Origin of the sequence: Amycolatopsis minnesotensis (assembly GCF_039529815.1) — a bacterium.
GTDB classification, from domain to species: Bacteria; Actinomycetota; Actinomycetes; order Mycobacteriales; family Pseudonocardiaceae; genus Amycolatopsis; species Amycolatopsis minnesotensis.
Window position 1 is genome coordinate 1 of the sequence record NZ_BAAANN010000094.1, and the last position, 7,616, is coordinate 7,616.

Annotated in this window: 2 protein-coding genes; both read right to left on the reverse strand. The window is 69.8% G+C overall.

Features of this window, described 5'->3' with window-relative positions; translation table 11 throughout:
• A partial coding sequence (locus tag ABD256_RS43790) for a condensation domain-containing protein (RefSeq protein WP_344432289.1) occupies positions 1 to 1,580 on the reverse strand: 1,580 nt, incomplete at its 3' end.
• Positions 1,573 to 7,616, reverse strand: a 6,044-nt coding sequence (locus ABD256_RS43795) for an amino acid adenylation domain-containing protein (protein WP_344432291.1), incomplete at its 5' end; no start/stop codon positions are given. The genes ABD256_RS43790 and ABD256_RS43795, both read right to left, overlap by 8 nt.

The following is a 7,616-nucleotide window of genomic DNA, read 5'->3' on the forward strand; positions in this document are numbered from 1 at the left end:
CCACCCCCATCCCGCACCGCAACCCCACCAGGACACACCCCCACCCACCACAACAACCGCTCCACCACACCACACCCCACCGACACCACCGGACCGGACGACACCACCGACGCCGACGACTCCATCGGCACCTGCCACACCGGCCCGCCGGCGCACACACCCGACAGCAACGAAGTCAGCCGCCGAATCACATCGTCCACCGAGGACTCGTCGAAGAGGTCCGTGTTGTACTCCACGTAACCCACGAGCTTGCCGTCGCGCTCGTGGAAGTCGATCCCGAGGTCGAGGCTGGCCGCCGAGACCGGGGGCGCCATCTCCGTCACGCGCAACCCGGGGAGCGCCGCGGCGGTTTCCGGCGCGTTCTGCAGGTTCACCATCACCTGCACCAACGGCGGCCTGCTCAGGTCCCGCTCCGGTGTCAGCGCCTTCACCAGGTCCTGGAACGGGACATCGGGGTTCGCGAAGGCGTCGAGGACGGTCGTGCGCACCGACTCCAGCAGTTCGCCCACCGACACCGATTCGTCCACTGTGGACCGGATGACCAGGGTGTTGATGAACATCCCGACGAGCTTCTCCAGCTCGGGCCTGCCCCGGCCGGAGGTCACGGTGCCCACCGCGACGTCCTGGCTTCCCGAAAGCCGCGAAAACAGCAGCTGGGTGACCGCGACGAGCGTCATGAACAACGTCGTCCCGTGCCGCTTTCCCAGCGCCTTCAACTCCGAGACGACCTCGGCGGGTACCTCGAAGACCCGCAACGCGCCCGAGGCGGTCCACACCGGCGGACGCGGGCGGTCGGTCAGGAGCTCCAACGGCGACAGGTCGGCGAGCTGGGCACGCCAGTACTCGAGCTGACCGTCGATGCCTTCGCCAGCGAGCTTGTCGCGCTCCCAGCTCGCGAAATCGGCGTACTGCACCGGAAGCTCCGGGAGGTCCGCCGCCACCCCGGCGAGTTCGGCCGCGTAGACGTTGTTCAACTCGTCGACGAGGACGCCCATCGACCAGCCGTCGCTGACGATGTGGTGCATGTCGAGCATGAGCACGTGGTCCTCGTCGGCCAAGCGCACCAGCAGTACGCGGAAGACGGGACCGTTCCGGAGGTCGAACGGCGTCGAAACCTGCTCGCGCAGGAGCCGGTCCAGCGCGTCCTCGCGTAGTTCCGGCGACAGCTCCGTCAGATCGGAGAGCTGGACGGGAACCTCCCACCCGGGGTGCACGGTCTGCACCCCGGCACCGTCGACCGTGTCGAACGTGGTGCGCAGCGGTTCGTGCCGCGCCACGAGCGTGGCGACGGCCGCTCGAAGCGCACGCACGTCCAGTGTTCCGGTCAGCCGCAGCACTCGCGGCGCGTTGTACTCGACGCTGCGGGGGTCCGTTTCGTACAGGAACCACAGCCGTTGCTGCGCGGTCGAAAGCGGCAGCGCGCCGGCACGGCTGACGCACGGAATCCCGCTTTCGGCGGCCCCGTCCGCGGAGGCCCCCGCCAACTCCGCGAGCACCTTCCTCCGCACGTGCTCCGGCAGTGCGGCCAGCCGGTCCGTCCGCGACGGCGCACTTCCCGACATGCCTTCCCTGTCAGCCACGGCCACCGGCCCCTTCCTCGACTGCGTTCTCCCACTTCGCCAGAATCAGGTCCTGCACGGTCTCCGCCAGCCCGGCGACCGTCGGCGCGTCGAAGATGTCGCGTGGTGAAATCGCGACACCGAACGCCTCCCGCATCCGCGAAGTGAGCCGGATGCTGGTGATCGAATCCCCGCCCAACGCGAAGAAGTCGTCGAAGACGCCGACGGTGCCGACCCCGAGCACCTCGACCCACACGTCCGCGAGCGCCTGCTCCGTCGGTTCACGTGGCGCGACGTACTCCACCTCGGTCCGATGCTCGCGACCCGGCTCCGGCAGGGCCTTGCGATCGATCTTTCCGTTGGGACTCAACGGAAGGCTCGGCATGGTCACGAACGCCGACGGCACCATGTACTCCGGCAGCCACGCCTCGGCGTGCGCGCGGAGCTCGGCCGTGCTCAGTGCGGCGCCGTCGACGGGCACCACGTAGCCGACGAGGTTGCGGTCCCCCGCCGGTCCCGTTCGGACGGTGGCGGCCGACTCGGCGACCCGCTCGTGCCGGGTGAGGACGTTCTCCACTTCGCCGAGTTCGACGCGGAAGCCGCGGATCTTCACCTGGTGGTCGGCCCGTCCGGCGAATTCGAGCATCCCTGATGCGTTCCACCGCATCAGGTCACCGCTGCGGTAGAGCCGTGCGCCGTGCGGGCTGAACGGATCGGCCACGAACCGCTCCGCGGTCAGCCCCGGCTGTCCGACGTAACCGCGGGACACCCCGGCTCCCCCGATGTAGAGCTCGCCGGTGACCCCGACCGGGACCGGGCGCATCCTGGCGTCGAGCACGTGGAACCGGTTGTTGGGCAACGGCCTGCCGATCGGCACCGCGCGATACCCGCCGCCGTGCACCACCGGGAACAGGGTCACCGCGATCGTAGTCTCGCTCGGGCCGTAGATGTTGATCATCGTGCGGCCGCCGCGCGACCACGTGTCGGCCAGCTCGGTCGGCAGCACGTCACCACCGGTCCCTGCGCACACCAGCGAGGGAAGCGTGCCGGTGTCCAAAGCGGACAACACGGCCTGTGGCAGCACCGCGACCGTAATGGCCTCGTCGCGCAGCAGAGCGTCCAAATAGGGCACGTCGTGGCGGCGATCGGAATCGGCGAGCACCAACGTCGCACCGGCCGCCAGTGTCATGAACACGTCCTGCACGCCACCGTCGAAGCTCATCGAGTAGACCTGCAGCACCCTGCTTCCCCGGCGCAGACCGTAGGCGTCGCAGGCGGCGAGCACGAGGTTGTGCAGCGAGCGGTGCTCGACCATCACGCCCTTCGGCCGCCCGGTGGAGCCCGAGGTGTACACGATGTAGGCGAGGTCGCCAGGCGTGCCGTCGATCTCCGGCGGTTCCTCCGGGTACTTCGCCACGAGCGAGCGCTCCCGGTCGAGGCACAGCAGTTCCGCCTGCCCCGCCGGCAACCTCGGTACCAGGTGTTCCTGGGTCACCACCACCGGGGGCCTGGTCTCGGCGAGCATCGCGTTCAGCCGCTCCTGCGGGTAGGCGGGATCGAGCGGCACGTAGCCGCCGCCAGCCTTCAGCACCCCGAGTATCGCCACCACCAGGTCGGGACAGCGTTCCATCGCGATGCCGACCGGGACCTCGCGGCCGACGCCGAGTTCGATCAGGTGGTGTGCGAGCTGGTTGGCGCGCCGGTCCAATTCGCCGTAGGAAACCTGTTCCCCGTCACCGGCCACGGCGACCTCGTCCGGGCACTGCCGCGCCCGGTCGGCGATCACCTCGTGCAGGCGCCTGCCGACGCGTCCTGGGGATTCGGTGCCCGCCCAGTCCCCGAGGAGCGTCGCGCGCTCGGCGGCGGGCAGCATCGAGATCTCCTCCACCCGCCTGCCCGGTTCCGCCGCGACCGCCTCGACGATCGTGCGCAGGTGGCCCGCCATCCGGTCGACCGTGGCCACGTCGAAGGCCTCGGGGTCGTAGTACAGCTCGATCAGCAGCGGTTCGCCGGGGTACACCACCACGTTCAGCGGATAGTTGGTGCCGGTGGTCTTGCCGATCTCGGCCAGCACCAGCCCCCGCTCCGCGGCCAGTTCGGCGTCCACCGGGTAGTTTTCGAACACCACGACGCTCTCGAAGAGCTCCACTCCCCGTTCGAGCCCGCTCCACGCCTTCACCTGCGCGAGCGCGACGTGTTCGTGCTGGCGCGCCGCGACCTGCTCGTTCTGAAGGCGCTGGAGCCAGGGCACCAGCCCGTCCGCGGGATCGACGTCGACGCACACCGGCAGCGTGTTGATGAACAGCCCGACCATCGCGTCGGCGCCGGTGAGCCCGGCGGGCCTGCCCGCCGTGGTCGCCCCGAAGCAGACCGTCCGCTCCCCGCTGTAGCGGGCCAGCGCCAACGCCCACACGCCTTGCAGGACGGTGTTCACCGTGACACGGGCGTCCCGTGCCATCGCGTAGAGCCGTTCGGTGACCTCAGGGGTGAACCGGATCGCCCGCTCGGCCGAAGAGAACGCTCGATGGCTCCCTACGCCGTTCCGATCCCGCGGCAGTGCCGTCGGCGCCTCCACCGCGGCCAGTGCGGCACGCCAGTACCGTTCCGCCGATTCGACGTCCTGGTCGCGAAGCCAGCGCACGTAGTCCTGATAGGACCTCCTGCGCTCCGGTACGAATTGCCCGCCGCCGGTCAGCGCCGCGTACTCGCCGAACAGCTCCGAGAGCACGAGCATCAGGCTCCACCCGTCGAGCAGGAGGTGGTGGAACGTCCACATCAGACGGACCCGCGTCGCGCTCACCCGCGCCGCCGCGATGCGGACCAGCGGCGCCACCGCCAGGTCCATGCCCGCGTCCCGCTCCGCGGCCAGGTGCCGGTCGAGTGCGGCGCGTCGCTCGTCCTCGTCCAGTTCGCGCCAATCCAGCAGCGTCACCGGGACCTCGACGTCGTCGCGGACCACCTGCACCGGGTGTGGCAGTCCTTCCCAGGCCACCACCGTGCGCAGCACCGGCGTTCTGGCGACCACCCGGCGCATCGCCTCACCGAGGGCTTCCGGATCATCGACCCCGTTGGCGGTGATCCACGCCTGTTCCAGGTAGGCCGTCCGGCCGCGATCAAGGAGGGCGTGGAACAGCATGCCGCTCTGCATCGCGGTGAGCGGGTAGATCTCCTGGACCGCGTCACTGCTCGCGATCCGGTCCACGGCCGCCTGGTCCAGACCGGCCAGCGGGAAGTCGGACGGGGTGCGGCCGCCGCTGCCCGGTTCGGCGCAGTGCGCCACGATCTGCGCGAGCGCGGTCGTGAACTCCGCGGCCAGCGCGCGGATCGTGGCCTCGTCGTGCAGGTTGTCCGAATAGGACCAGGAGAAGGTGAATTCACCCGCGAGCACCGAGCCGACGATCTCCAGTTCGTGCATTCGGACGTCGGCGGGGTCCTGATGCAGGTCGATCTCCGGCGCGGACCGGTAGAGCCCGCCGCCCGCTCCCCCGTGCTCGAACTGCCCGAGGTAGTTCAGGCCCACCTTCGGATGCGCGTCGCCGGTCAATGCGGTGCCACCGCTCGCGTACCGCAGCGCGCCGTACCCGATGCCGCGCCGGGGAACGCTTCGGAGCTGCTCCTTGACCGACTTCAACGCGCCACCCCAGTCCCCCGCGGGCACGCGTACCGCGACCGGGAAGTAACTGGTGAACCAGCCGACCGTCCTGCCGAGGTCGATGTCGTCGAACAGTTCCTCCCTGCCGTGCCCTTCCATGCCGAGGAGCACGTCATCGCGTCCGGCCCAGCGGGAAAGCACCCGGGCCAGCGCGGCGACGAGTACGTCGTTGACCTCGGTCCGGTAGACGCCGGGGACGTCGCGCAGCAACGCGCCGCTCAGTTCGGCGTCCAGCCCCACCGTCACGGTGCGCGTGCTGGCAACCGTGTTGGCACCGCGCCGGTCGACGGGGAGCTCCGGCTCGGCGCCGATCGACGACCAGTGGCTCAGCTCGTCGTCGAAGCCACCGTTCCCGGCGTGCTCGACCAGCCGAATCGCCCAGTCCCGGAACGAGGTGGACTTTCGCCCGAGGTCCACGGGCACGCCCTGCCTCGCCTGCCGGTACGCGGTTTCGAGATCTTCCACCAGAACTCGCCACGAAACGCCGTCGACCACCAGGTGGTGCACGGTCAGCAGCAGCTTCGACCGCTCGGGACCGGTCAGCAGCACCGCCTGCAGCAATGGGCCTCGCTCGAAGTCCACGGCAGTTTGCGCAGCCTCCACCGCGTTCGCCTCGTCCTCAGCGAGCACGTCGACGACGGTGAGCGCATCGGCCCACTCGACCGGAGCGTTGCGCTGGGCCCACTGCCCGTCGACGAAGGCGAACCGCATCCGCAGCGCGTCGTGATGTGCCAGCAGTGCGTTCACCGCCTCCCGCAACGCGTTCTCGTCGACTTCGCGGGAAAGCTCGCCCATCGCGTACTGGTTGAACACGCCGGGCGCGGTGAACCGGTCGAACAGGAACCGCTGGATGGGGGTCAGCGGCACCGGCCCGGTCACCGGCCCGTCCTCCCGCGGCGCCACTTCGCCTTCGATCACGAGCGGGCTCAGCGCGGCGATCGTCTGGCTCCGGAAGACGTCCTTGGAGGTCAGTTTCAGCCCCGCGCGCTGCGCCTTGGCGACCAGCTGGATGGCCAGGATCGAATCCCCGCCGAGCGCGAAGAAGTTGTCGTCGACGCCGATCTCGGCCAGGCCGAGCACGTCGATGAAGATCTCGGCCAGCGCCCGCTCCGTCGGGTTTCTCGGCGCCGTGCGAGTGGAGGAAGCCTTCTCGAACACGGGATCGGGCAGCAGGCGACGATCCACTTTGCCGTTGTCGTTGAGCGGAAGCACCGGCAGCGCCACCACGGCGGCGGGGAGCATGTACTCCGGCAGCGAACGCCCCGCGAACGCCACCAGCCCCGCAGTGTCCACTTCGGACCCCGATACCGGCACGACGTAGGCCGCCAGGCACTTCCGGCCGGATTCGTCCCGCGCCGCGACCACGATCGCCTCGGCCACGTCTTCGTGCGTCAGCAGCACCGCCTCGATCTCGGCCAGCTCGATGCGGAAGCCGCGGATCTTGACCTGCTCGTCGGTGCGGCCGAGGAACTCCACCGCGCCGGCGAGGTTCCAGCGGACGAGATCGCCGGTGCGGTAGAGCCGGTCGCCGTCGCCGAAGGGGTTGGCCACGAACCGTTCCGAGGTGAGATCGGCCCTGCCGAGGTACCCGCGCCCGAGCCCGGTACCCGCGATGTACAGCTCCCCCGGCGCGCCGGGCGGGACCAGTTCGAGCCGCTCCCCCAGCACGTAGAGCCCGGTGTCGTCGAGCGGACCGCCGATCGGCGCCGACCCCGCCGCGGCGAGTTCCCGCGTCATCGGGTGGCACACCGCGAACGTCGTCGTCTCGGTCGGACCGTAGACGTGCACCACGCGGGTGTCCGGGCAGCGCTCGAGAACGCGCAGGAACGCGGCGGGAGATGCCGCCTCCCCACCGGTCCATACCTCTTTCAGCCCCGAAAAGCAGTCCGGCGCCTCCTCGGCCAGCACGTTGAACAGCGCCGTCGTCAAGAAGACGATCGTCGCCCCGAGCTGGTCGACCATCCGGCCGAGCGACCCGGGGTTCACCTCCTCCGGTGCCACCGCCACCGTGCCCCCGGTCAGCAACGGAGCCCAGATCTCGAACGTCGAGGCGTCGAAGGCGTGCGGCGAGTGGAACAAGGTCGTGTGCCCGGCATCCCGCCAGCGCCGGTCCGCGGCAAGGCTCAGCACGTCCCCGTGCGTGATCGCGACGCCCTTCGGCTGGCCCGTGGAACCGGACGTGAACATCACGTACGCCAGCGAATCCCGCTGTACCACCGTTTCCAGGTTGTCCGAAGGCATGCCCTCGTACGTCGCGTCGTCGTCGACGACCACCACCGGCAACCCGAATTCCCGTGCGCGGGCCTCGTTGGCTTTGTCGGTGATGATGAGGGTGGTGTTGGTGGTGTGGAGGAGGTGGTGGAGTCGGGGGGTGGGGTGGGTGGTGTGGAGGGGGAGGTAGGTGT